Genomic DNA, 23,203 nt, shown 5'->3' with positions numbered 1-23,203 from the left:
GCGGTCGTCCTTTTCCAGTTATGGGGCTCAAACGCGTGAAGCAACTGTCCATCCGGCATCGCATTCTGGCGAGCTTCGGCATCATCCTTACCCTGATGCTCGTCATGGCCGCATTGTCATACACGCTGCTCGGCGGAATCGATCGCGAAGCAAAGAGCCTCGAAGACGATTCGATGATCGGCTTCTCGGTCTCCAACGACCTGCGCGCGGCCTGGATCGAGAACTACACGCTGACGCAGCGGCTCGTCTTCATCGACCGCGACGAAGAGCAGATACGCCGCGACACGCAGCATCTCGCCGAAACGCGGGCGAGCATCGACAAGCTGCTGGAAACGTACGCGCCGACCATCTTCGAAGAAGACGACCGTCGCCTCTTCAACGAATTCAAGCGCCAGCGCGACCTCTACCTTCCGGTACAGGATCAGACGCTGCGAGAGCTCGCGAGTGCGAAGGACGCGGCCGTCGCGACCTTCAATACGCGTCTCACGCCGGCGTGGGAAGCGGGTCAGGCCGCGACGCGCGCGCTCGTCGAGCATAACGAAGTCTTCAACGCGAAATCGGTGCAAAGCATTCGCGGCTCGGTGCAGAAATCGGAAACGACGCTCATCGTCATCATGGTCGTGACGATCGGGGCGGCGGCGGTGCTCGGCTTCATGCTGATGAAGGCGCTGACGGTGCCGATGCTGCGCATGGTCGACGTCGTCGACAAGATGCGTACCGGCGATCTCACGCAGCGCCTCGCGCTCGCGCGCCGCGACGAGTTCGGCACGCTGGAGGCGGGCTTCAACCGCATGACCGATGAACTCACGGGCCTCGTCGGCCAGGCGCAGAAATCGGCCGTGCAGGTGACGACGTCGGTATCGGAGATCGCCGCGACCGCGCGCGAGCAGCAGGCCACGGCGAGCGAAACGGCCGCGACGACGACGGAAATCGGCGCGACGTCGCGGGAAATTTTCGCGACCGCGCGCGATCTCGTCCGCACGATGAACGAAGTCTCGGGCGTGGCGGAGCAATCGGCGGCGCTCGCGGGCACCGGTCAGGCGGGGCTTACGCGCATGGAGGAAACCATGCGCCTCGTGATGCAAGCGGCAGGCTCGGTGAACGGCAAGCTCGCGATCCTCAACGAGAAGGCGGGCAACATCAATCAGGTCGTCGCGACCATCACGAAAGTTGCGGATCAAACCAATCTGCTTTCGTTGAACGCGGCGATCGAAGCGGAAAAGGCGGGCGAGTACGGGCGCGGCTTCGCGGTGGTCGCGACGGAAATCCGCCGCCTCGCCGATCAGACGGCGGTCGCGACGTTCGACATCGAGCAGATGGTGAAGGAGATTCAATCGGCGGTCGCGGCGGGCGTGATGGGCATGGACAAGTTCTCGGAGGAAGTGCGCCGCGGCATGCTCGACGTGCAGCAGGTAGGCGGACAGCTTTCGCAGATCATCCATCAGGTGCAGACGCTCGCGCCGCGCTTCTCGATGATCAACGAAGGCATGCAGACGCAGGCGACCGGCGCGGACCAGATTTCGCAGGCGCTCTCGCAACTCTCCGAGGCCGCGCAACAGACGGCCGAGTCGCTGCGCCAGTCGTCGCAGGCAATCGACGATCTCACGCACGTCGCGAACGGTCTGCGCACGGGTGTGTCGCGCTTCAGAATCGCCGCTTAAAGGCGCGCCGCGATGCTCTTCGTCCAGTTCACGCTCGACGCCGACCGCTATCTTCTCGACAGCGCGCAGGTCGAGCGCATGCTGCCGCTCGCGCCGCTGAAGACGCTGCCGGGCGCGCCCGCATGGGTCGCGGGCGTGCTCGACTGCGAAGGCGCCAACGTGCCCGTCATCGATCTCGCGGCGCTCGCGCTCGCGCGTGCCTCGCACGAGAGAGTGTCGACGCGGCTCGCGCTCGTCGCGTATCCGCGTTGCGGCGACGACGGCGCGATAAAGCATCATCGGCTCGGTCTTCTGCTCGAACAGGCGACGCGCACCGTCACCTTCGATGCCGCTTCGTTCACCGATGCGGGCATCGACACGCCGCACGCGCGCTATCTCGGTCCGCTCGCGCGTGACGAGCGAGGCCTGCTGCAATGGGTTCGCATCGAGCATCTGTTGCCCGATGACGTGCAGACGCTGCTCTTCGCCGGGAGCGAAGCATGAGCGCGCTGCCGAGCGCCTTCGCGGACGAAGCATTCGGCGTCGGCCGCTTCATCGAGCTGTTGCATCGCACGATCGGCCTCGATGCCGAATCGATCGGCGCGAACGCCGTATCGCGCGCGGTGCGCGAACGCTTCCACCTGTGGCGCGACGAGCAAGGCGGCACGCTCGACGATTACTATCGCGCGGTGATGCAGGACGGCGCGCGCATGCAGGAGTTGATCGAAGCGGTGGTCGTGCCGGAGACGTGGTTCTTCCGCGATCCCGAAGCGTTCGCCGCCCTCGCGCGACTTGCGCGCGTGCGTCTGCATGAACGGCCCGCGAAGCCGCTGCGCGTGCTGAGCGCGCCGTGCTCGACCGGCGAGGAAGCCTATACCGTCGCGATGGCGCTGATCGAAGCGGGCATCGCTGCGGAGCGCTTCACCATCGACGCGATCGACGTGAGCGAACGCGCGCTCGCCATTGCGGGCCGCGCGCATTACGGGCGCAACGCGTTTCGCGGACGCGCGCTCGGTTTTCGCGATCGTCATTTCCGCGCGACCGATGGCGGCTGGCAGCTCGATCCCGCCGTCGCACAGAGCGTGCGCTTCTCGCAAGCGAATCTGCTGCAACTCGATACGCATGCGTTCGAGCGCTTCGATTTCATTCTGTGCCGCAACGTGCTGATCTATTTCGATCGCGATACGCAGCGCGCCGTTCTGCGCGTGCTCGATGGCTTGCTCGCAGAAGGCGGCACGCTGTTCGTCGGTCCGGCGGAGACGGGTCTTCTGATGCGCGAGGGCATGAGTTCCGCGAACATTCCGCTCGCCTTCGCGTTCAATCGGCCCGAGCGCGAGCGCGCGAACGTGTTCGATGGTGCATGGCCGAGTCCGCAGATCATCGCGAAGCCGATGAAGCCCGCGTTCGTGTTGCCCGCATGGGCGAGTGCGCCGACCGTCGTTCGTGCGATGCCGGTTGCGAAGCCGCACGCCGAACCCGCGCCGCCGGCAAGTCTTGCGCACGCGCGTCAACTCGCCGATGCCGGCCAGCTCGACACCGCTGCGAATGCCGCGCACGCGTATCTCGACGCGCATCCGTCGAACGCGGATGCGTACTATCTGCTTGGCGTGATCGCCGATGCGCGTGGCGAGCATCAGGCATCGCGCGGGCATTATCGTCGTGCGTTGTATCTCGATCCCGCGCATCGCGAGGCGCTCACGCATCTCGCCGCGTGTCTCTCGCTCGACGGCGATGAAAGCGGCGCGCGTCTGCTGCTCGCGCGTGCGCAACGCGTCACGGAGCGCGCGCGATGAACGCACGCGACATCGGCGTCACGAACGATATCGAGGATTGCTGGAACCGCATCGGCGTGCGCGGCGATGCATCATGCCCGAAGCTCGAACGCTACGTGCATTGCCGCAATTGCCCGGTTCATGATGAAGCCGCAGCGCGCGTGCTGGATCGCGTGGAAGCGCGTACGTCGATCGTCGCTTCGGCGGTCGTCGAACGAGGCGACAAGCAAACCGATACGCTCTCATGTCTCGTGTTTCGCATCGGCGGCGAATGGCTCGGCTTGCCGACGAACCTCTGCGCGCAAGTGGCGCAATTGCGCCCGGTGCATTCGCTGCCGCATCGGCGCAATCGCGCGGTGCTGGGCGTCGTGAACGTGCGCGGCAGATTGATCGTGTGCGCTTCGCTGGCGCGGCTGTTCGGCATCGAAGCGGACGAAAGCGCTGCAAAAAAGGTATCGCTCGATGCCCGCGAACTCGGGCGTCTCATCGTCATGCAGTGCGGCAATGGCGATCACGAAGCTCCGATCGCTTTTCCCGTCGATGCCGTCGACGGCGTGCATCGCTTCACGCAGGCGCAGCTTCAGCCGGTGCCCGCGACGCTCGCCCAGCGCCTGTCGTCGAACGCGCATGCGGTGGCCGCGTTCAGGCACGCGACCGTCGGCCTGCTCGACGCCGATCGACTCATCGACAGCCTGAGCCGGAGTCTCACATGACGAGCATCGATGCGGGAGGTTCGTCGCTGCTCGACCTCTTTCAGGAAGAAGCGCGCGGGCAGGCGCAGATTCTTTCCGATGGCCTCATCGCGCTCGAACGTGCGCCGCGCGATCCCGTCACGCTCGAAGCGAGCATGCGCGCCGCGCATTCGCTGAAGGGCGCCGCGCGTGTCGTTGGCGTGCCGGTCGGCGTGACGCTCGCGCATGTGATGGAAGATTGTTTCGTCGCAGCGCAGGAAGGGCGCATCGTGCTCGATGCGGGTTACATCGACATGCTGTTGCGCGGTGTCGATCTGATCGTGCAGATCGGCGAGGCGCGCGATATCGATGCACAGACCGCGCTCGAACGCGAAGTCGATGCGTTCGTGGATGGCCTCAGCGCGCATATGGAAGGCGCAACATCCCAAGGCGAACTTACACCGACGAAACCGTCCGAGCCAATTCCGGCACCATCGCGCACGAACGAAGCTCGCATGTTGCGCATGCGCGCGGACACGCTCGATCGCCTGCTGAGTCATTCGGGCGAATCGCTCGTCGAATCGCGCTGGCTGAAGCCGTTTTCGCAATCGATGCTGCGCGTGAAGCGCGTGCAGCACGATGCGAGCCGCGCGCTCGAACGCCTGCACGAATCGCTGACCGATTCGAACGCCGCGCAACTCGATGCACGCACACACGCCGCGCTCGACGAAGCGCGTCGTTTGACGGCGGAAGCGCATCGTCAGTTGAGCGAGCGTCTGGCTGAACTGGAAAACTACGACCGGCGTTCGACGCATCTCGCGCAGCAGATCTACGACGAAGCGCTCGCGTGCCGCATGCGTCCCTTCGTCGATGCAACGGGCGGCTTCGCGCGCATGGTGCGCGATGTCGCGCGCGGACTCGGTCGCGACGTGCATCTCGTCATCGCGGGCGAATCGACGCAGGTCGATCGCGACATTCTCGATCTGCTCGACGCGCCGCTCGGGCATCTGTTGCGCAACGCGGTCGATCACGGCATCGAGCCGCCCTCATTGCGCCGCGCGCTCGGCAAGCCCGAAACCGGCACGATCACGCTCGAAGCGCGCCATAGCGCGGGCTCGCTTTTCATCAGCGTGTCCGACGACGGCGCGGGCGTCGATCTCGATGCGCTTCGCCGCGCGGTCGTGCGCAAGCGTCTCGCGAGCGAAGATACAGCCGCGCGCCTCACCGAAGCGGAACTGCTCGAGTTTCTCTTGCTGCCCGGCTTTTCGATGCGCGATGCCGTCACCGATGTACCCGGCCGCGGCGTCGGCCTCGATGCGGTGCAGGACATCGTGCGGCAAGTGCGCGGCAGCGTGCGCGTGACGCAGGAAACGCATGTGGGCACGCGCATCGCGCTGCAATTGCCGCTGACGTTGTCGGTGATCCGCAGCCTGATCGTCGAAGTGGCGGGCGAGCCCTACGGACTGCCGCTCGCGCATGTCGCGCGCACGCTGGTGCTGCCCGCGAGCGCCATCGACATGCTCGAAGGCCAGCAGCATTTTTCCTTCGACGGCAAGCGCATCGGCCTCGTCACCGCGCATCAGATTCTCGAAACCGCCGCGTTCGAAGCCGCGAGCGAAAGGCTCAACGTCGTCGTCATCGGACAAGGCGCGGCGAGTTACGGCATCGTCGTCGATCGCTTTCTCGGCGAGCGGATGCTCGTGGTGCAACCGCTCGACAAGCGCCTCGGCAAGGTGCGCAACATCGCGGCGGGCGCGCTGATGGAGAACGGCGATCCGCTGCTCATCGCCGATCTCGACGACTGGCTGCGTTCGGTCGAGAAGCTCGTCGGCAGCGGCGAGCTCGGGCGCGTCGGTGCCGGCGCTTCGCGTGCACGCGTGGCGAGCGCGAAGCGCGTGCTCGTCGTCGACGATTCGCTCACCGTGCGCGAACTCGAACGCAAGCTGCTCGCGTCGCGCGGCTACGACGTGTCCGTCGCGGTCGATGGCATGGACGGCTGGAACGCGGTGCGCGGCGCGGACTTCGATCTCGTCATCACCGATATCGACATGCCGCGGCTCGATGGCATCGAGCTCGTCACGCTCGTCAAGCGCGATGCGCAACTCGCCGCCCTGCCGGTGATGATCGTGTCGTACAAGGATCGCGCGGAAGATCGTCAGCGCGGCCTCGACGCGGGCGCGGACTATTACCTCGCGAAAGGCAGCTTTCACGATCAGGCGTTGATCGATGCCGTGCGCGATCTCATCGGCGAGGCGAAGACATGAAGATCGGCATCGTCAACGATGTTGCGCTGGCGGTGGAAGCGTTGCGTCGCGCGCTCGCGTCGCGGCCCGACTTCGACATCGCGTGGATCGCGCACGACGGCCAGCAGGCGATCGACTATTGCGCGGCGCACACGCCCGATGTCGTGCTGATGGATCTCGTGATGCCGAATGTCGATGGCGTGCAGGCGTCGCGGACCATCATGGCGCGTTCGCCGTGCGCGATTCTCGTCGTCACGGTCGATGTCGGCGCGAACGCATGGCGCGTCTATGAAGCGATGGGCGCGGGCGCGCTCGATGCCGTCGATACGCCCGCGCTCGCCGGCGCCGATGCGCGTCGCGGTGCGGCGGCGCTGATCGCGAAGATCGATCAGATCGGCGCGCGGCTCGCATCGTCGAGCGTTTTGCCCGCCATGAAGAGCGGCGATCGTCTCGTCGCGATAGGCGCATCGGCGGGCGGACCGTCCGCGCTCGCGACACTGCTCGGCGCGTTGCCGAAGCATTTCGCGGCGGCGCTCGTCATCGTGCAGCACGTCGATCGGGCGTTCGCCGAAGGCATGGCGCAATGGCTCGATGCGCAATCGGCGCTGCCCGTGCGTATCGCGCGTGAAGGCGACAGGCCCGCGCCCGGCGAAGTGCTGCTCGCCGCGACCAACGATCATCTGCATTTCGCCGACGCCACGCGCCTAGGCTACACCGCGCATCCGGAGCAATTGCCGTATCGCCCGTCCGTCGACGTGTTCTTTCAGAGCGTGACCGAGCGCTGGACCGGACGCGCGGTCGGCGTGCTGCTGACCGGCATGGGCCGCGATGGCGCGATCGGACTGAAGGCGATGCGCGCGAAGGGTTATCACACCATTGCGCAGGACGAGGCGACGAGCGCGGTGTACGGCATGCCGAAGGCGGCGGCCGCGCTCAACGCGGCGGCGTCGATACTGCCGCTGCCGCGCATCGCGGATGCGATCGCCAAGGCGTTCGACTGAGCTCAGCGAAGCACATCAACCAAGGACACACGTTTCATGAAAACTCCTCATCCCGATCCGCTGGCCGAGCGCGCGAAACGGGCCGCGGCCGCCGCGTCGGCGAGCATCGAGCGCGCGGGCTCGCGTGCAATCGCGGACGAGCGCGCCGTGTCCGATCTGCTCGCCGCCGCATTGAACGCGCCGCCCGCCGCCGAGTTGCCGGTGATGGTGCTGCTCGTCGACGATCAGGCGATCATCGCGGAAGCGTTGCGCCGCGCGCTCGCCGAAGAGCGCAACGTCGATCTGCATTACTGCGCGAATCCGGAAGAGGCGTTGCGCACCGCGCAGGAAACGCGGCCGACGGTGATCCTGCAGGATCTCGTGATGCCCGGCGTCGATGGCCTGACGCTCGTTCGTCAGTATCGCGAGCATCCGGCGACGCGCGATATCCCGATCATCGTGCTCTCGACGAAGGAAGAGCCGCGCATCAAGAGCGCGGCATTCGCGGCGGGCGCGAACGACTATCTCGTGAAGCTGCCCGATACCATCGAGCTCGTCGCGCGCGTGCGCTATCACTCGCGTTCGTATCAGAACCTGCTGCAACGCGACGAAGCGTATCGCGCGCTGCGTCAGTCGCAGCAGAAGCTGCTCGAAACGAATCTGGAATTGCAGCGCCTGACGCATTCGGACGGGCTGACGGGTTTGTCGAATCGCCGCCGTCTCGACGATTATCTGAACGCGGAATGGCGGCGCGCCGCTCGCGAGCATGCGTCCATCGGCTTTCTGATGATCGATGTCGATAACTTCAAGTCGTACAACGACACATATGGCCACGTCGCCGGCGACGATGTGCTGAAGCTCGTCGCGCATACGATCGAATCGAGTCTCGCCAGTCCGACCGATCTCGCCGCGCGCTTCGGCGGCGAGGAATTCGCGGTCGTGCTGCTCTCGACATCGGCGCCGGGCTTGCGTCTGCTCGGCGAGAAAATACGCATCGCGGTCGAGGCGCTGGACGTGCCGCATGCGGGTTCGTCGAGCGGGCGCGTGACGATCAGCGTCGGCGGCGCGATACAGATGGCGATGCACGACGATGCGTCGAAGCAGCTCGTCGAAGCCGCCGATCTCGCGCTGTATCGCGCGAAGAGAGACGGGAAGAACCGGGTGATCGTCACCTGACGAAAAAACGCGCGGCCTTCGTCGAAGCCCGCGCGTTTTGCTTTACGGCGTGTGCTGCGTGAATGGCGTCATCGCCTGAACACGCCGAGCAGCAAGGTCGCCAGAAAGATCACGATAAAGATGAAGAACAGGATCTTGGCGATTTCCGCCGCGCCCGTTGCGATTCCGCCGAAGCCGAAGACGGCCGCGATGATCGCGATGATGAAGAAGATGACAGCGTAACGGAGCATGTTGCCCTCCTTGGTGGATCGGATGATCGGTTGATCGGTCGATATGCAGGCGGATCTATGCCGCCGCTTTCGCTCATCGGTTTTCCCGCGCATCGTTCAAAGCAACGGACGTGCCCAGCGCATCGCCCGCGTGCCGGAGATGCAAAAACGCCGCAATGAAAGGAACATTGCGGCGTCGCGGATCGCGCTTGCCTTCGCGCGATGTGTCCGGCTGTCGAGGCTAACGGCCTAGTGTGCGATCGGAGTCGGTTTCATCGTCGTCGTCTTCGTCGTCGACGCTGTTGAGCGCATCCGGCAGGTTGTTCTCCAGTTCATCGCGTTCGATCTGATCGGCTAGGTCGAGGGATTTGCGCGTGGCGGGACCGGACGGGCGATTGGCTCCAGACATGGCGTACTCCTTGAACAGATTTCAAAGCCGCGCCGACGATTCGGCGCGAACCAACGGACTAGCAAGGCTTGTACGCGCCGGGCTGAATAGTCCGCCTTAAAGGATCGCTTAAGGATCAGTTGAGGATCGTTCGGGCGGAAAGGTGAACAGACCGTGCTGACGATAAAGAAACGCAGTCCCAATCTTGCAAGCAGGACGGCAGATTTTGCGTGCCGGCGCGTAAGGCCAGTATGCACCGGGACGCGCGTCGAGGCAAAGACGACGCGCGTGTTTCGGATCGCGCATCAAGCGAAAAAATGGGCGACGATCGGATACAGCGACAACACGAGCAAGACGGCCATCGTGATGTTGAACATGCGCAACCGGCGCGGATCCGCGAGAAAGCGGCGCAGCGACGTGCCGAACGCGGCCCACATCGTGATGCACGGCAAGCCGATCACGACGAGCACGACGGCCATCAGCGCGGCGTTCAGCGAAAGACTCGCGTGCAGGTGGATCGTGCTCGCGGCGGTGAGCACCATCATCCACGCCTTGGGATTGATCCACTGAAACGCGATCGCTTCGTGAAAGCGCATCGGGCGCGCCTTGCTGTCGCGCATCTGCACCGACGACGACGTGCCGATCTTCCACGCCAGATACAGCAGATACGCGACGCTCGCCGCTTCCAGCACCGTGTAGAGGATCGGCAGACGCTCGAACGCCTGCGCGAGCCCGAGGCCGACCGCGATCATCAGGATCGCCATGCCCGCGCTGATGCCGAGCATGTGCGGCAGCGTGCGCCTCAACCCGAAATTGACGCCCGAGGCGAGCAGCATCGTGTTGTTGGGACCGGGCGTGATGGTCGTCACCAGCGCGAACAGCGCGGCGGCTGGAAGGGCGTTCAGAAGTTCGGTGGGCATGGCGCGCTCCGCAATGAAGGATTCGATGAGCGCCAAGTGTACGGAAGGTGTCCGGTACAGTACCGGTACAGATTGTCAGGTGACTTCCTGTACGGTGTTCGGACGCGACGCGCCGTCGCGCCCAGCCCAACCTCCTTACACGGGGAACGGATTGCGTTCCGCGAATCCCTGTTGATGCCAGTACGGATACGCGGGCCGCACCGCGCTCGCCTCATCGAGCTTCTTCACCTGTTCCGCCGTGAGGTTCCAGCCGACCGCGCCGAGGTTCTGCCGCAGTTGCTCCTCGTTGCGCGCGCCGATCAGCACAGTCGCGACCGTGGGGCGCTGCAGCAGCCAGTTGAGCGCGATCTGCGGCACGGTCTTGCCGGTTTCCTCGGCGATGGCGTCGAGCGCATCGACGACGCGGTACAGATATTCGTCCGGCACCGGTGGCCCCATGTCGGCGGTTTTGTGCAGACGGCTCGTCGCGGGCAGCGGCTGGCCGCGCCGAATCTTGCCGGTGAGGCGTCCCCAGCCGAGCGGGCTCCAGACGATCGCGCCGACGCCCTGATCGATGCCGAGCGGCATCAGCTCCCATTCGTAATCGCGGCCGATCAGCGAGTAGTAAGTCTGATTCGCGACATAGCGCGGATAGCCGTAACGGTCGGCCACATCGAGCGATTTCTGCAAATGCCAGCCCGAGAAATTCGACACGCCCGTATAGCGGATTTTTCCTGCGCGCACGAGATCGTCGAGCGTGGAAAGCGTCTCTTCGACGGGCGTTTTCGCATCGAAGCCATGCAACTGGAACACGTCGATGTAATCCGTTTGCAGGCGTTCCAGTGCCCCGTTCACGGCCTTGATGAGATGAAAGCGCGACGAACCGACGGCGTTCGGGTCGTTGTCGTCGAAGCGGAAGGTCGCCTTGGTCGAGACGATGACCTTGTCGCGCCGGCCCTTGAGCGCCTCGCCGAGTATCGATTCCGACGTGCCGCGCGAGTAGATGTCGGCGGTGTCGAACATCGTCACGCCCGCGTCGAGGCAGATGTCGACGAGCTTGCGCGCTTCGCTCACGTCGGTCTCGCCCCACGCCTGAAAGAGTTCGCCCTTGCCGCCGAAAGTGCCGGTGCCGAAGCTCAGGACGGGAACCTTGAAGCCCGAAGCACCGAGATGTCGATATTCCATTGCGTGTCCTCGTGGATGAAGTCCATCGACGAGACTACCGCAACGGCTCGACGCATGCAGCGTCCGCGTCAGCGATGCCGCGCCGCGCGTTCGCCGAGCGAATCGTAGATCGGCGGCACGCGCAGGAGCATCGGCACGATCATCGCGGTGAAGCAGGCGGTGAGCATCGGCAGAAGCAGCGTGAAGCTCGCCGTCATTTCCGTGACGAGCACGATGCCCGTCACCGGCGCGCGCACCACCGCGACGAAGAACGCCGCCATGCCGACCACCGCGAACGTGGCGGTGTCGCCGGCGGGGCTCGCCATGCCGGGAAACCAGTCGAGACACACGCGGCCGAACACGAGGCCCGTCTGCGCGCCGAGCGCGAGCATCGGCGCGAAAAGGCCGCCTGGCGTGCCCGCCGCATACGACACCGGGCCGAGCACGAAGCGCAACGCGAACATCGCCGTCACGCTCGCGACGGTTCCCGCGCCGAGCAGCGCGCGCTCGGTGAGCGCATCGCCGCCGCCGGCGAGAGCCGGCGCGAACCACGCGAGCAGGCCGACCGCCGCGCCGACCACGGCGGCGCGCGCCGTCGCATGTTTCACCGATGCGGGCGGCGCGATCGAGTCGGCGACATCGAGCGTCCAGAGAATCACGCGGCTGTACAGCGCGCCGAGCAGCCCCAGCAACAGGCCGAGCACGAGATGCGCGCCGGTCATCTCGAAGCCGGGAAACGGCTGCGCGGGCAGATGAAAGTCGGGCAGATCGCCATGCAGCAGACGCGCCATCGCGATCGCGCTCGCGGATGCGCCGAGCGCCGCGACCGCCGTGCGGGTATCGAAACGGCGCATCAGTTCTTCGAGCACGAACACTGCGCCCGCGATCGGCGCATTGAACGCCGTGGCGAGCCCCGCGCCCGCGCCGGCCGCGAGCAGTACACGGCAATCGCCGGCATTGCGCCTGAAAGACGTGCCGATGGCATGTGCGATCGATGCACCCATCTGCACGGTCGGACCTTCGCGGCCGAGCGCGAGCCCCGCGCCGATGGCGAGCACGCCGCCCACGAACTTGATCGGGATGAGCACGAGCGGCGCAGGCGGCACGCTGCCGTGCAGCACCGCTTCGACGTGTGGAATGCCGCTGCCGCTCGCCATCGGCGCGAAACGCGCGACGAGCCATGCGGCGAGCGCGGATGCCGCCGTCGCCGCGAGCACGACGAGCACGATCGCCGCATCGTGGCCCGCGTGCGCCCACGCGACGAACGCGTTGCGCCAGATATCGCCGCGTTCGAGCGCGAAGCGAAAGAGCACGCCGATCGCGCCCGTCGCCGCCCCCACGACCACCGATGCCGCCGCGAGCGGAACGAGTCCTGCGCGCTCATCGTCCTGATTGGTGACTTCGTTATCGTTCATCGCGCATGTCGCTCCGGAATCGGCATGTGCAACGAAGCGTAACATCGCGCGGCGCGGCGGGCATGGGGCTTGCAAAACGAAAGTTATTTCGCCGCGAAGCCCGTCGCGGGGTATGCAGAGGCACACAGAGGCACATGAACCACGCAAACGACGAGCCGTTTTTTCAGCCAGGGCGCAATTGCGCGAGCGTGCGTCACGCAGATCGCTTCAGTCTGCTCATCGATGGCGCCGATTATTTCCGCGTGCTGCGCGAGGCGCTCACGCGCGCGGAGCGCACGGTGTTCATCCTCGGCTGGGATATCGATAGCCGCATGAAGCTCACGCCCGAAGGCGCGGACGACGGCTATCCCGAAGCGCTCGGCGATTTTCTGCACGCGCTCGCGGGCGACAAGCGGCGTCTGCGCATCTACATTCTCGCGTGGGATTTCGCGATGCTCTACGCATTCGAGCGCGAATGGCTGCCCGTCTACAAGATGGGCTGGCGCACGCACCGGCGCATCGCGTTCCAGATGGACGGCAAGCATCCGCTCGGCGGATCGCAGCATCAGAAGATCGTCGTGATCGATGATCGCGTGGCATTCGTCGGCGGACTCGATCTCACGCGCTCGCGCTGGGACACGTCCGCGCACGCGCCCGACGAGCCGCTGCGCCGCGATGCGAACGGCGCGGCATATCAGCCGTTTCACGACGTCCACACGATGTTCGATGGCGACGCCGCGCGCGAAATCGGCCAGCTCGCACGCGAACGATGGGCCCGCGCATGCGGCAAGCGCCTCGCGATTCGCGCGCATCGCGCGACGCTGCAGAACGATCCTTGGCCGCCTTCGCGACGCGTCGATCTCGAAGATGTCGATATCGCCATCTCGCTCACCGAGCCGGATTATCTCGGCCGCGAACCGGTGCAGCAGATTCGCACGCAGTATCTCGACGCCATCGCGCGGGCGCGGCGCAGCATCTATATCGAGAACCAGTACTTCACTTCGGGGACGATCGGCGCGGCGCTCGCGGATTCGCTCGCGCGCGAGGACGGACCCGATCTCACGATCGTCGTGCCGCGCAATCAGAGCGGCTGGCTTCAGGAAGTGACGATGGGCGTGCTGCGCGCGCGCCTGCACAGGCTTCTGAAAAACGCCGACGCGCATGGACGTTATCGGCTGCTGTGCCCGAGCGTGCCGAAGCTCGGCGACGCGATCGTCAACGTGCACAGCAAGCTGATGATCGTCGACGACGAATTGCTGATCGTCGGTTCGGCCAATCTGAACAATCGCTCGATGGTCCTCGACAGCGAATGCAACGTCTCCATCGATGCGGGCGCGGATGCGCGTATCCGCCGCGCGATCGCGACGATGCGCGACACGCTGCTCGCCGAGCATCTCGGTTGCGATATCGCGGATGTGGTGCGCGAACGAGAGGCGCGCAACGGCACGAATGCGGGAATTCAGGCGCTGTTGCGCGACCGCGACGAACATCGCACGATGGTGCCGCTCGATCCGCAAGTGTCGACGGAGCTCGACCAGCTGATTCCGCCCGAGGCGCTGATCGATCCCGAAACGCCGATCGCCGCCGACGAACTCGTCGATCAGTTCGTGCCTGCGGAAAAGACGCGTCCGCTCATCGGCCGCTTCGCGCTGCTCGGCATGTTCGCGCTGATGGTCGTGGTCGTCGCGGGTCTGTGGCACTGGACGCCGCTCGGCGATTACGTGAACCTGAAGTCGCTCACGAACGCGACGCGCCATATCGATTCGCTGCCGCTCGCGCCGGTCTGGATCGTGCTCGGCTATGTCATCGCGGCCGTCATGGCCGTGCCGATCACGTTGCTGATCGCGACGACGGGCATCGTTTTCGGCGCGTCCTGGGGCGCGGCTTATGCGTTCATCGGCACGACGATTGCAGCGGCGATATCGTATTCCCTTGGCAATTGGCTCGGCCGTGACGCGGTGCGCAAGCTCGCGGGCGCGCGCGTCAACCGGCTGTCCGAACGCGTGGCGAAGCGCGGCATCGTCGCGGTCGTCGTGTTGCGGATCTTGCCCGTTGCACCATTTGCGATCGTCAATCTCGTGGCGGGCGCATCGCATATCCGCATGCGCGACTTCATGATCGGCACGATGCTCGGCATGGGCCCCGGCATCTTTCTGACGGTCGCGTTCGCGCATCAGTTCGTCGCGTCGCTGCATCGGCCGACGGTCGGCTCGTTCGCGGTGCTGATCGGCATCGGCGCGGCGCTGATCGGCGCGTCGCTGCTGCTGCAGCGCTTTCTCGGCGGCAAGAATCGTCACGACGCGCACGAAGGCGCACCGAGCGATGCGGACAAATCGCGCGCCAGCGACGAAGCCAAACGCGCGAGCGAACTGCGCGAGAACGGCACGATGCCGCGCGAATCATCGACGAAAAACGAGCGCCCCGACGAGGTCAACTCATGACGCTGATGCACGAGACCGTCATCGAACGCGAATATATGAAGGACGCGCGCGCACGCGAGCTGCGCATCGCCACATACAACTTGCATGGCGCGATAGGCATCGACGGCAAGTTCGCGCCGGAACGCATCGGCGCAGTGCTCGCCGAGATCGATGCGGACATCTTCGCGCTGCAGGAAGTGCCGCTCGGCGGCAGCGGCGCGCCCGATGTGCTCGACGTGCTGCAACGCATGACGAACCTGAACGCGGTCGCGGGCCCGACGCTCGACACGCCCGAACGGCGTTACGGCAACGCAGTGCTCACGCGCTATCCGGTGCGCGCGGTCCGCACGCTCGATCTTTCGTTCAGGAGCCGCGAGCCGCGCGGCGCGCTTGATGCCGATATCGATTGCGGCGGCGAACTCTGGCGTGTGGTCGCGACGCATCTCGGGCTTGCATCGAGCGAAAGGCGCGCGCAAGTGGAGCAAGTGCTGCAAAGCTTCGATACGCCCGCGCTGCCCGTGATCCTGCTCGGCGATCTGAACGAATGGTTCGTCTATGGCCGCACGTTGCGGCGGCTCGTCACGCACTTTCATCGCGCGAGTGCGTTGCGCACCTTTCCGACGCGCTATCCGCTCTTCGCGCTCGATCGCATCTGGGTGCATCCGGGCGAACGTCTCATGCGTGTCGATGTGCATCGCACGCCGCTTTCGCGTATCGCATCGGATCACTATCCGCTCATCGCGCATATCGCGCATTGCGCATTTGCATCGTCGATGCAGCGATAAAGCGCGCGACGTATGCGATGTAAACGCGGCTCCATGACTTGCGTGTCAGCGCGACGCCACGAAAAACCCCTATAAAAACGATATAAAAGCGCAAAAGACTCGCACGAACTCGCTTGGCCTATGTAGAATCCGGCGTGATACGAACGCATCGGTGCGAACGTATTCGAATATCACTGACCAAAAACAGGTAGGAGAAACATGCCGACTTCCGCTAAAACCGCTGCCAAGAAAGCCCCGGCCAAGAAGGCCACGGCGAAGACCGCTGCCGCACCGGTGAAGAAAGCAGCAGCACCGAAAGTTGCCGCGAAGAAAGTAGCCGCGAAGAAGACCACGAGCGGCGCTCCCACGCCGATCAAGGACACGTTCACGAAGGCATCGCTCGCAACGCATCTCGCAGATCGCGCCGCTGTCGACGTGAAAGCGGTGAAGGCCGTGCTGGTCGCGCTGGAAGACACCATCCTCGGTTCGATCCACAAGAAGGGCGCTGGCGAATTCACGCTGTCGGGCCTGCTGAAGATCACCGCGCAAGCCGTGGCCGCGAAGAAGAAGCGCTTCGGCAAGGACCCGTTCACGGGCGAGGAGCGCTGGTTCCCGGCCAAGCCGGCAAGCGTTCGCATCAAGGCGCGCGCGCTGAAGAAGCTGAAGGACGCAGCGGCTTAAGTCTCTTTCGCCGGCATCACGGCTTCGGTTTCGTTGGCGAAATCGAAGCGCGTCGAACAAGAGGCCAGCTTCCCTTCATCGGGATGCTGGCCTCTTTTGCTTTCTCGTCCCTTGCTTTTGCGTTCCTTGCTTTTGCTTTCCTTATGACGCGCGCGCGTTGAAAGGCGCGAAGATCTCGCTCAACCAATCCGCGAAAACCCGTACGCGCGCGGAGAGCTGCCGGTTATGCGGATACAGCACGGAGATAGGCATCGGTGGTGGCGGAAGGTTGGGAAGCACGAGTCGCAGACGACCATTGTTCAAAGCATCGTCGACGTGATAGCGCGGCACCTGCACGATGCCGAGTCCGGCGAGCGCGGCTTGCGTATAGAGTTCGACGCCCGACACCGAAACCGACGCCTGCAATTCGATGGTCTCGATACGCCCGTCGACGCTGAACTCCAGCGGCAATGCACGACCCGTCGCGCTCGATACGAAGTTCACCGCGCGATGCGATGCAAGCGCTTCGAGATCATCCGGCGTGCCTTCACGCGCGAGATACGCGGGACTCGCCACGGTGACTTGTTCGAGCAGCGCGACGCGCCGGCCGATCATCGACGAATCCTGCAACATGCCCGCGCGCAGCACGCAATCGACGCCTTCGCGCACGAGATCGACGAGCCTGTCGTCCTCGCCGATATGCAGTTCGATCTGCGCATGACGCTCGAGAAACGCGGGCAGTCCCGGCATGATGAAATGCCGCGCGAGCGTGCCTTGCAGATTCACGCGCAACAAACCCTTCGGCTCCGCGTGCTTGAACGAGCCTTCCGCTTCTTCCAGATCGGCGATGAGACGCACGCAACGCCGATAGTGCTCTTCGCCATCGGGCGTGAGGCGCACCGTGCGCGTCGTGCGTTCGAGCAGGCGCGCGCCGAGCCGCTCTTCCATGCGCTTCATCAGATTAGTGACGGTGGCGCGCGGTATCTGCAGATCGTCGGCCGCTTGCGTGAAGCTGTGCCGCTCCGCGATACGCACGAAGACCTGCATTTCCTGGAATCGATCCATGGCGAATGGGCGGTGAATTGTTAAAGCTACTGGAACGATGATACTAATCCACGCACGATGATCGCGAAAACGGAATGATTCATCATGCTTCTCATCGAACAGCCACTTTGAGGAGCCCATCATGAGTCAGACTCAAGCGAAACGCGTGGCGATCGTCACGGGCGCGTCGCGCGGCATCGGCGCCGAGATCGCGCGGCGTCTTGCACGCGACGGCTTCGCGGTCGCGGTGAACTATGCGTCGAGCGCGAAGGAGGCGGATGCGCTCGTCGTGCAATTGCGCGAAGCGGGAAACACGGCGATCGCCGTAAAAGCGGATGTCGCCAAAGCCGACGACGTGCGCGACATGTTCGAGACCGTCGAAGCGCAGCTCGGCAAAGTCGATGCGCTCGTCAACAACGCGGGCGTTCTGAAGACCGCGCCGCTCGCCGACACGAGCGATGCGCTTTACGACCAGACGTTCGATATCAACGTGCGCGGCACGTTCAACACGCTGCGCGAAGCGGCGGCGCGCATGAAGGGCGGCGGGCGCATCGTGAACTTTTCGAGCACGACGCTCGCGCTCAACATGCCGGGCTACGCGATCTACAACGCGACGAAGTCGGCGGTCGAATCGTTCACGCATGTGTTCGCGAAGGAGTTGCGCGGACGCGGCATCACGGTGAATGCGGTCGCGCCCGGACCGGTGGCGACGTCGCTGTTCCTCAAGGGCAAGACCGACGAGCAGATCGCCACGTTCTCGAAGATGCCGCCACTCGAACGTCTCGGTCAGCCGGACGATATCGCCTCGATCGTCGCGTTTCTCGTCGGGCCCGATGCGGGCTGGGTCAACGGCCAGGTGCTGCGCGCGAACGGCGGCATCGCTTAAAGCATCAGCGCGAACTGGTCGTCGGCGGGTGCGCGGCGCTTCGTCGTCGCGCGTTTCGTCTGCTGTGTGACGGCGGCGCGCGCGGGCGCGTCCTGTACGACGAGTTGGAACGCAGGCCGCGCATCGCATGCGATCCATTGCAGTTGTTCCGGCGCGAGGCGCTTCGCGATCAGGCTGTACACATCCGAGTCGAACGGGCGTAGGTCGGGTGCGTCGGCGAGCAGCGGCGCGATGCCGTCGCGTGTCGCGCATGTGCCGATATAGCACCATCGATCGATTACGTGCCATGCTTCGCGACCCGATGCTTCATCGCGCTCGCAGACGGCGATCGGCCCGTCGTGCGGCCATTTCACGAGGCGCGCGCCTTCGAGCGCATCGAGCGCACGCGAGGCGTGATCCGCGAGCGTTTCGATTCCCGCACACGACCCGAGGCAGCGTTTCACCTGATAGCCGAAGCAGCCGCGCCCCGGCGAAAGCGGCGCTTTTTCGAGGCCGAGCGTCGCGTGACAGAGATTGTGTTCATCCGCCAGATGGCGCATGAACGCATGCGCTTTCGCGCGCGACGCGAACACGCCGAAGAGATGTTCCTCGCGCGACAGATCGCGTTTGTTCGCCTTCACGAGCGTCGGCGCGTGCGCGCCCGGTAGCCACTGCCACGCACACGTTGCCGATGCGCCTTTGAGCAAGCGATTGTGCGTCGGCTTCAGCTCCTTCACGAGCTTCGCTTCGAGCAGCAGCGCGCCGAGCTCTCCGACCGTCTCGCGGCATTCGATGCGACGGATCGCCTGCGAGATCGACAAGTCCTTCTGAAGCCTGTGATCGCCCGAAAAATGCGCCGCAACGCGTTGTTTCAGGTTGATGCTCTTGCCGACATAGAGCGGCACGTCGTCGTCGCCGTGAAAGAGATAGACGCCGGGCGCCGACGGCAACGCATCGAGCGCGCCTTCGGGCAGCGCGGCGGGCAAGCTCGCGCGGCGCACGAGCGTTTTGATGGCTGCGTCGACGAGATCCTGCGAATAGAGCGCGTGAATCTTCTGCCAGAACTGCCAGAGCAGGTCGGCGTCGGCGAGCGCGCGATGGCGTCCTTCGGGCGCGAGGTTCAGCCGCGCGATGAGCGCATCGAGACCATGTCTTTCGACCGATGGAAAGAGCGCGCGCGACAGCCGCACCGTGCACAGCGTATCCGCGCGAAACGCGATGCCCGCGCGGCGAAAGGCGTTCTTGAGGAAGCCGTAATCGAAGCGCGCGTTGTGCGCGACGAAGAGCTTGCCGTGCAGCCGCTCGGCGAGCGCGGGCGCGAGCGATTCGAAGGTGGGCTGGCCGCGCAGCATGGCGTCGTCGATGCCGGTCAGGCGCGCGATGAACGGCGGCACCGGCACGCCCGGATCGACGAGCACGCTCCAGCGCTCGATGCCCGCCGTGCTCGCTTCAACGACGCCGATTTCGGTGATGCGGTCCTCGGTCGCGTTCGAGCCGGTGGTTTCCAGATCGACGAAAACGATCGGGCGCACGAGTCCTGCGAGAAGGGCATCGGCGAGGGAATCGGCTTCGTCTTCGAAAGCGTCGGACATGATGAAACGTTGAGCGTTGAGCGGGCAGTCTAGCGCGAAACGGCCGTGCACCATGAACGCGCGCTAAAAAAGTGGCGCACGTCGCGCACTTTCGTCCGATACTGCAAGGAAATGCGGTAAAAAAACGAAGGACGCAATGATGCAGATCTACGATGAAATGCGTCAGGACGACACCGTGCGCAGTCACTACGCGCGGTTTTCACGCTGGCTCGCGCAGCAGCGCCCCGAAACCATCGCGAGAAAGCGCGCCGAAGCGGACGTGCTGTTCCGGCGCGTCGGCATCACGTTCGCGGTGAATGGCGATCTGTCCGGCACCGAGCGGCTCATTCCCTTCGACATGATTCCGCGCATCATTCCCGGCGACGAATGGCGCGTGCTCGAAGCCGGTTTGCGGCAGCGCGTGCAGGCGCTCAATCTCTTTCTGCACGATATCTACCACGACGGCGACATCGTGCTCGCCGGGCGCGTTCCGGCCGAACAGGTCTACACGAACGCGCAATATCGGCCGGAAATGCAGGGCGTCGACGTGCCGCTCGACGTCTACGCGCATATCGCGGGCGTCGATGTGGTGCGCGCGGGCGCGGCGGGCGAGTTCTACGTGCTCGAAGACAATTTGCGCGTGCCGTCGGGCGTGTCGTACATGCTCGAAAACCGCAAGATGATGATGCGGCTCTTTCCCGAACTCTTCGTGCAGAACCGCGTCGCGCCGGTCGCGCATTATCCCGACCTGCTGCTGGAAACATTGCGTTCGATCGCGCCTGAAGGCGTCGACGATCCGGCGGTCGTCGTGCTGACGCCCGGCATGTACAACTCGGCGTACTTCGAGCACACCTTCCTCGCGCAGCAGATGGGCGTGGAACTCGTCGAGGGCAAGGATCTTTTCGTCGACGACAACTATGTCTTCATGCGGACGACGCACGGCCCGCGCCGCGTCGACGTGATCTATCGCCGCGTGGACGACGACTTTCTCGATCCGCTCGCGTTTCGCGCCGATTCGGCGCTCGGGATTCCGGGCTTGCTGACGTCGTATCGCGCGGGGCGCGTGACGCTCGCCAACGCGATGGGCACCGGCATCGCCGACGACAAATCGATCTATCCGTTCGTGCCCGACATGATCGAGTTCTATCTCGGCGAGAAGCCGATCCTGAACAACGTGCCGACGTTTCAGTGCCGCAAGCCCGACGATCTCGCGTACACGCTCGCGCATCTGCCGGAGCTCGTCGTGAAGGAAGTGCACGGCGCGGGCGGCTACGGCATGCTCGTCGGGCCGGCATCGACGCAAGAGGAAATCGAAACCTTTCGCGCGTTGCTGCTCGCGCGGCCCGAAGGCTATATCGCGCAGCCGACGCTCGCGCTCTCCGCGTGCCCGACCTTCGTCGAGGCGGGCATCGCGCCGCGTCATATCGATTTGCGGCCGTTCGTGCTGTCGGGCCGCGAAGTGTCGATGTGCGCGGGCGGCCTCACGCGCGTCGCGCTGCGCGAAGGCTCGCTCGTCGTCAATTCGTCGCAAGGCGGCGGGACCAAAGATACGTGGATGGTCGAATGACATGCTGAGCCGAACCGCCGATCACCTGTTCTGGATGGCGCGTTACATGGAGCGCGCCGAGAACACCGCGCGCATGCTCGACATCAACATGGAAGGCGCGCTCCTGCCGCAAACGCCCGAGCAGGAAGCGCGCGCGCAGCGTTCGGTGCTGAAGATATCCGAGCTGGAAGACATGTTCGACGCGCGTCATCCGGGATCGCGCTCGCGCGAGGACATGCTGCACTTCATGGTCGCCGATGCGCGCAATCCGTCGAGCATCCTCTCGTGCCTGCAGGCGACGCGCGAAAATGCGCGCGCGGTGCGCGGCACGCTCACCACCGACGGCTGGGAAACGATCAACTTCACCTGGCTCGAATTCACTCAGCGCCTCGCGAACATGGAACTGCAAACGAGCCCGGATGCACTGTTCGAATGGGTCAAGTACCGCTCGAATCTGTGCCGCGGCGTGATGCAGGGCACCGCGCTGCGCGACGACGCGTTTTTCTTCATGCAGCTCGGCGCGTATCTCGAACGCGCGGACAACACGGCGCGCATTCTCGATGTCCGTTTCGCCGATGCCACGCCGAACTCGCGCGAAGCCGCGCGGCAGCTCGAAGACTTCTACTACTGGACGTCGATACTGAGTTCCGTGTCGGCGCTGGAGATTTATCGCAAGGTGTATCGCGATGTCGTGACGCCCGCGCGCGTCGTCGAACTGCTGATCCTCAACGAGCAGATGCCGCGTTCGCTGCTGGCATCGCTCGACGGCGTCTGCGACACGCTCGCGAAATTGCGCACGGACGCGTCGAAGGAATGCGAGCGTTTCGCGGGCAAGCTGCGCGCCGATGTGCTGTATGCCGACATCCGCCAGATACTCGAAACGGGCGTGCACGCGTGGCTGACGCAGTTTCTCAAGCGTGTCGACGAACTCGGCCTGCGCGTGATGCACACCTTCCTCATGTTGCCGATCGCGTGAATCATGCTGCTGACCATTCGCCACGACATCCGCTATCGCTACGCCACGCCGGTCACGTATTCGATCCAGCAGTTTCGCGTGAGTCCGGCGAGCGGCGCGTCGCAGATCGTGCGGCACTGGCATGTCGAAGCGCCGGGCAAGCTCGACCTCACGCGCGACGCCTACGGCAACGCGCTGCACACGCTCGTGCTGACGAAGCCGCACAGCGAGATTCATGTGAGCGTGGCGGGCGAGATCGAAACGGAGGCTTTATCCGATGGCCGTCTCTTCGATGAAGCCGGTCCGATTCCGCTCGAACATTTCACCTGTCCCACGCGGCTTACCGCGCCCGATGCCGCGATCCGCGAGCTCGCGCACGGCGTCGACGCGCTCGATACGCCCGCGTCGCTCATCGCGCTGACGGAGCGTATCGGCGAGCGCGTGCGGTATCGCACGGAGCCGGCGTATGCGGCGGGCACGGCGGCGCAGGCGCTCGCGAGCGGCTTCGGCGATGCGCGCGATCTCGCGCATCTGATGCTCGCGTGCTGCCGCGCGCGGGGCGTGCCGGCGCGCTGCGTGAGCGGCTATCTGGATGCCGACGTGCACGCCTGGACCGACGTGTGGATCGAGCACGGCTGGGTGTCGATCGATGCGACCCGGGCGGCGTTCGCGGGCGAGCGTCATTGCCGTCTTGCCGTCGCGCGCGATTACGAATCGGCGGCGCCGGTGCGCGGCTCGCGCGTCGGCGGGAAGGAGGAAACGCTGACGGTGCATGTGAGCATCGATAGGCAGCCGGATCAGTGAACGCATCGATGCGACGCGCGGTCGCGCTCAGTACAATG

21 protein-coding genes are annotated in these 23,203 nt (G+C 64.9%); 14 read left to right on the top strand and 7 right to left on the bottom strand.

The genetic code is table 11. From position 1 onward, the window contains the following. The first annotated feature begins 20 nt into the window (after positions 1-20). The 7 genes from NCS00_RS19325 to NCS00_RS19295 are packed head-to-tail and all read left to right on the top strand — an operon-like array spanning position 21 to position 8,482. A complete protein-coding gene (locus NCS00_RS19325) occupies positions 21-1,661 on the top strand; it encodes a methyl-accepting chemotaxis protein (protein ID WP_250440750.1) in 1,641 nt (546 codons plus the stop codon). A 12-nt stretch (positions 1,662-1,673) separates the two neighbouring features. Continuing rightward, positions 1,674-2,144, top strand: coding sequence for a chemotaxis protein CheW (locus tag NCS00_RS19320; protein ID WP_008352785.1), 471 nt, complete (start codon positions 1,674-1,676; stop codon positions 2,142-2,144). Beyond that, positions 2,141-3,433 carry a CheR family methyltransferase gene (locus NCS00_RS19315; RefSeq protein WP_250440749.1) on the top strand — a complete coding sequence of 431 codons (1,293 nt, stop codon included), beginning with the start codon at positions 2,141-2,143 and terminating at the stop codon, positions 3,431-3,433. The genes NCS00_RS19320 and NCS00_RS19315 overlap by 4 nt, the downstream gene beginning before the upstream one ends. Continuing rightward, entirely contained in the window at positions 3,430-4,125 is a 696-nt protein-coding gene (locus tag NCS00_RS19310) for a chemotaxis protein CheW (protein ID WP_250440748.1), read from the top strand. The genes NCS00_RS19315 and NCS00_RS19310 overlap by 4 nt, the downstream gene beginning before the upstream one ends. Further along, positions 4,122-6,347, top strand: coding sequence for a hybrid sensor histidine kinase/response regulator (locus tag NCS00_RS19305; RefSeq protein ID WP_250440747.1), 2,226 nt, complete (start codon positions 4,122-4,124; stop codon positions 6,345-6,347). Before NCS00_RS19310 ends, NCS00_RS19305 begins: the two co-directional genes overlap by 4 nt. Beyond that, positions 6,344-7,327: a chemotaxis response regulator protein-glutamate methylesterase gene (locus tag NCS00_RS19300; RefSeq protein WP_175979552.1), complete on the top strand. Its 984-nt coding sequence runs from the start codon at positions 6,344-6,346 to the stop codon at positions 7,325-7,327. The genes NCS00_RS19305 and NCS00_RS19300 overlap by 4 nt, the downstream gene beginning before the upstream one ends. Before the next feature lie 36 nt (positions 7,328-7,363). Continuing rightward, the gene (locus NCS00_RS19295; RefSeq protein WP_008352792.1) at positions 7,364-8,482 is read left to right on the top strand and encodes a diguanylate cyclase; all 1,119 of its coding nucleotides are present in this window, start codon (positions 7,364-7,366) and stop codon (positions 8,480-8,482) included. 68 nt (positions 8,483-8,550) lie between these two features. On the opposite strand, the gene NCS00_RS19290 is transcribed toward NCS00_RS19295, so the two are convergent. The 5 genes from NCS00_RS19290 to clcA form a co-directional block, all read right to left on the bottom strand. Continuing rightward, positions 8,551-8,712 carry a DUF1328 family protein gene (locus tag NCS00_RS19290; protein ID WP_008352793.1) on the bottom strand — a complete coding sequence of 54 codons (162 nt, stop codon included), beginning with the start codon at positions 8,710-8,712 and terminating at the stop codon, positions 8,551-8,553. Between the two features lie 220 nt (positions 8,713-8,932). Continuing rightward, positions 8,933-9,100, bottom strand: a complete 168-nt coding sequence (locus tag NCS00_RS19285; protein ID WP_160172929.1) for a hypothetical protein — start codon at positions 9,098-9,100, stop codon at positions 8,933-8,935. Positions 9,101-9,384: 284 nt separating this feature from the next. Continuing rightward, positions 9,385-9,999: a LysE family translocator gene (locus NCS00_RS19280; protein ID WP_033536710.1), complete on the bottom strand. Its 615-nt coding sequence runs from the start codon at positions 9,997-9,999 to the stop codon at positions 9,385-9,387. A gap of 135 nt (positions 10,000-10,134) precedes the next feature. Then, positions 10,135-11,163, bottom strand: a complete 1,029-nt coding sequence (locus NCS00_RS19275; RefSeq protein ID WP_008352795.1) for an aldo/keto reductase — start codon at positions 11,161-11,163, stop codon at positions 10,135-10,137. A gap of 68 nt (positions 11,164-11,231) precedes the next feature. Then, on the bottom strand, positions 11,232-12,557 hold the full coding sequence (gene clcA, locus NCS00_RS19270; RefSeq protein ID WP_008352796.1) for a H(+)/Cl(-) exchange transporter ClcA: 1,326 nt from the start codon (positions 12,555-12,557) through the stop codon (positions 11,232-11,234). 134 nt (positions 12,558-12,691) lie between these two features. On the opposite strand from clcA, the gene NCS00_RS19265 reads away from it, so the two are divergent. From NCS00_RS19265 to NCS00_RS19255, 3 genes are all read left to right on the top strand, one after another. Further along, positions 12,692-14,977, top strand: coding sequence for a VTT domain-containing protein (locus NCS00_RS19265; protein ID WP_250436082.1), 2,286 nt, complete (start codon positions 12,692-12,694; stop codon positions 14,975-14,977). Continuing rightward, complete coding sequence (locus NCS00_RS19260; protein ID WP_250440746.1) at positions 14,974-15,741, top strand: endonuclease/exonuclease/phosphatase family protein; 768 nt, start codon at positions 14,974-14,976, stop codon at positions 15,739-15,741. Before NCS00_RS19265 ends, NCS00_RS19260 begins: the two co-directional genes overlap by 4 nt. A gap of 198 nt (positions 15,742-15,939) precedes the next feature. Beyond that, the gene (locus NCS00_RS19255) at positions 15,940-16,401 is read left to right on the top strand and encodes an HU family DNA-binding protein (RefSeq protein ID WP_008352802.1); all 462 of its coding nucleotides are present in this window, start codon (positions 15,940-15,942) and stop codon (positions 16,399-16,401) included. A gap of 141 nt (positions 16,402-16,542) precedes the next feature. Here the strand turns inward: NCS00_RS19255 and NCS00_RS19250 are convergent, their stop codons facing one another. Continuing rightward, positions 16,543-17,445 carry a LysR family transcriptional regulator gene (locus tag NCS00_RS19250; RefSeq protein ID WP_033536698.1) on the bottom strand — a complete coding sequence of 301 codons (903 nt, stop codon included), beginning with the start codon at positions 17,443-17,445 and terminating at the stop codon, positions 16,543-16,545. A gap of 121 nt (positions 17,446-17,566) precedes the next feature. Here NCS00_RS19250 and NCS00_RS19245 point away from each other — a divergent pair, with 121 nt between their 5' ends. Further along, positions 17,567-18,310 carry an SDR family oxidoreductase gene (locus tag NCS00_RS19245; RefSeq protein ID WP_250440745.1) on the top strand — a complete coding sequence of 248 codons (744 nt, stop codon included), beginning with the start codon at positions 17,567-17,569 and terminating at the stop codon, positions 18,308-18,310. Here the strand turns inward: NCS00_RS19245 and NCS00_RS19240 are convergent. Continuing rightward, a complete protein-coding gene (locus NCS00_RS19240) occupies positions 18,307-19,881 on the bottom strand; it encodes a 3'-5' exonuclease family protein (RefSeq protein WP_250440744.1) in 1,575 nt (524 codons plus the stop codon). The two genes, NCS00_RS19245 and NCS00_RS19240, sit on opposite strands and share 4 nt — an antisense overlap. Positions 19,882-20,020: 139 nt before the next feature. Between NCS00_RS19240 and NCS00_RS19235 the strand changes: the two genes are divergently transcribed. The 3 genes from NCS00_RS19235 to NCS00_RS19225 are packed head-to-tail and all read left to right on the top strand — an operon-like array spanning position 20,021 to position 23,165. Further along, the gene (locus tag NCS00_RS19235; RefSeq protein WP_033536712.1) at positions 20,021-21,427 is read left to right on the top strand and encodes a circularly permuted type 2 ATP-grasp protein; all 1,407 of its coding nucleotides are present in this window, start codon (positions 20,021-20,023) and stop codon (positions 21,425-21,427) included. Between the two features lies 1 nt (position 21,428). Next, complete coding sequence (locus tag NCS00_RS19230) at positions 21,429-22,382, top strand: alpha-E domain-containing protein (protein ID WP_008352812.1); 954 nt, start codon at positions 21,429-21,431, stop codon at positions 22,380-22,382. Positions 22,383-22,385: 3 nt separating this feature from the next. After that, entirely contained in the window at positions 22,386-23,165 is a 780-nt protein-coding gene (locus NCS00_RS19225) for a transglutaminase family protein (RefSeq protein WP_250440743.1), read from the top strand. Positions 23,166-23,203: the final 38 nt, after the last annotated feature.

Origin of the sequence: Caballeronia sp. AZ1_KS37 (assembly GCF_023631165.1) — a bacterium.
GTDB classification, from domain to species: domain Bacteria; phylum Pseudomonadota; class Gammaproteobacteria; order Burkholderiales; family Burkholderiaceae; genus Caballeronia; species Caballeronia zhejiangensis.
The sequence above is the reverse complement of the archived record's forward strand: the minus strand, read 5'-3'. Positions and strand labels throughout refer to the sequence as shown.

Excerpts from the sequence above, each read along its gene's own strand:
- NCS00_RS19325 (WP_250440750.1), top strand. The coding sequence starts at position 21 with ATGGGGCTCAAACGCGTGAAGCAACTGTCCATCCGGCATCGCATTCTG.
- NCS00_RS19320 (WP_008352785.1), top strand. The coding sequence starts at position 1,674 with ATGCTCTTCGTCCAGTTCACGCTCGACGCCGACCGCTATCTTCTCGAC.
- NCS00_RS19315 (WP_250440749.1), top strand. The coding sequence starts at position 2,141 with ATGAGCGCGCTGCCGAGCGCCTTCGCGGACGAAGCATTCGGCGTCGGC.
- NCS00_RS19310 (WP_250440748.1), top strand. The coding sequence starts at position 3,430 with ATGAACGCACGCGACATCGGCGTCACGAACGATATCGAGGATTGCTGG.
- NCS00_RS19305 (WP_250440747.1), top strand. The coding sequence starts at position 4,122 with ATGACGAGCATCGATGCGGGAGGTTCGTCGCTGCTCGACCTCTTTCAG.
- NCS00_RS19300 (WP_175979552.1), top strand. The coding sequence starts at position 6,344 with ATGAAGATCGGCATCGTCAACGATGTTGCGCTGGCGGTGGAAGCGTTG.
- NCS00_RS19295 (WP_008352792.1), top strand. The coding sequence starts at position 7,364 with ATGAAAACTCCTCATCCCGATCCGCTGGCCGAGCGCGCGAAACGGGCC.
- NCS00_RS19290 (WP_008352793.1), bottom strand. The coding sequence starts at position 8,712 with ATGCTCCGTTACGCTGTCATCTTCTTCATCATCGCGATCATCGCGGCC.
- NCS00_RS19285 (WP_160172929.1), bottom strand. The coding sequence starts at position 9,100 with ATGTCTGGAGCCAATCGCCCGTCCGGTCCCGCCACGCGCAAATCCCTC.
- NCS00_RS19280 (WP_033536710.1), bottom strand. The coding sequence starts at position 9,999 with ATGCCCACCGAACTTCTGAACGCCCTTCCAGCCGCCGCGCTGTTCGCG.
- NCS00_RS19275 (WP_008352795.1), bottom strand. The coding sequence starts at position 11,163 with ATGGAATATCGACATCTCGGTGCTTCGGGCTTCAAGGTTCCCGTCCTG.
- clcA (WP_008352796.1), bottom strand. The coding sequence starts at position 12,557 with ATGAACGATAACGAAGTCACCAATCAGGACGATGAGCGCGCAGGACTC.
- NCS00_RS19265 (WP_250436082.1), top strand. The coding sequence starts at position 12,692 with ATGAACCACGCAAACGACGAGCCGTTTTTTCAGCCAGGGCGCAATTGC.
- NCS00_RS19260 (WP_250440746.1), top strand. The coding sequence starts at position 14,974 with ATGACGCTGATGCACGAGACCGTCATCGAACGCGAATATATGAAGGAC.
- NCS00_RS19255 (WP_008352802.1), top strand. The coding sequence starts at position 15,940 with ATGCCGACTTCCGCTAAAACCGCTGCCAAGAAAGCCCCGGCCAAGAAG.
- NCS00_RS19250 (WP_033536698.1), bottom strand. The coding sequence starts at position 17,445 with ATGGATCGATTCCAGGAAATGCAGGTCTTCGTGCGTATCGCGGAGCGG.
- NCS00_RS19245 (WP_250440745.1), top strand. The coding sequence starts at position 17,567 with ATGAGTCAGACTCAAGCGAAACGCGTGGCGATCGTCACGGGCGCGTCG.
- NCS00_RS19240 (WP_250440744.1), bottom strand. The coding sequence starts at position 19,881 with ATGTCCGACGCTTTCGAAGACGAAGCCGATTCCCTCGCCGATGCCCTT.
- NCS00_RS19235 (WP_033536712.1), top strand. The coding sequence starts at position 20,021 with ATGCAGATCTACGATGAAATGCGTCAGGACGACACCGTGCGCAGTCAC.
- NCS00_RS19230 (WP_008352812.1), top strand. The coding sequence starts at position 21,429 with ATGCTGAGCCGAACCGCCGATCACCTGTTCTGGATGGCGCGTTACATG.
- NCS00_RS19225 (WP_250440743.1), top strand. The coding sequence starts at position 22,386 with ATGCTGCTGACCATTCGCCACGACATCCGCTATCGCTACGCCACGCCG.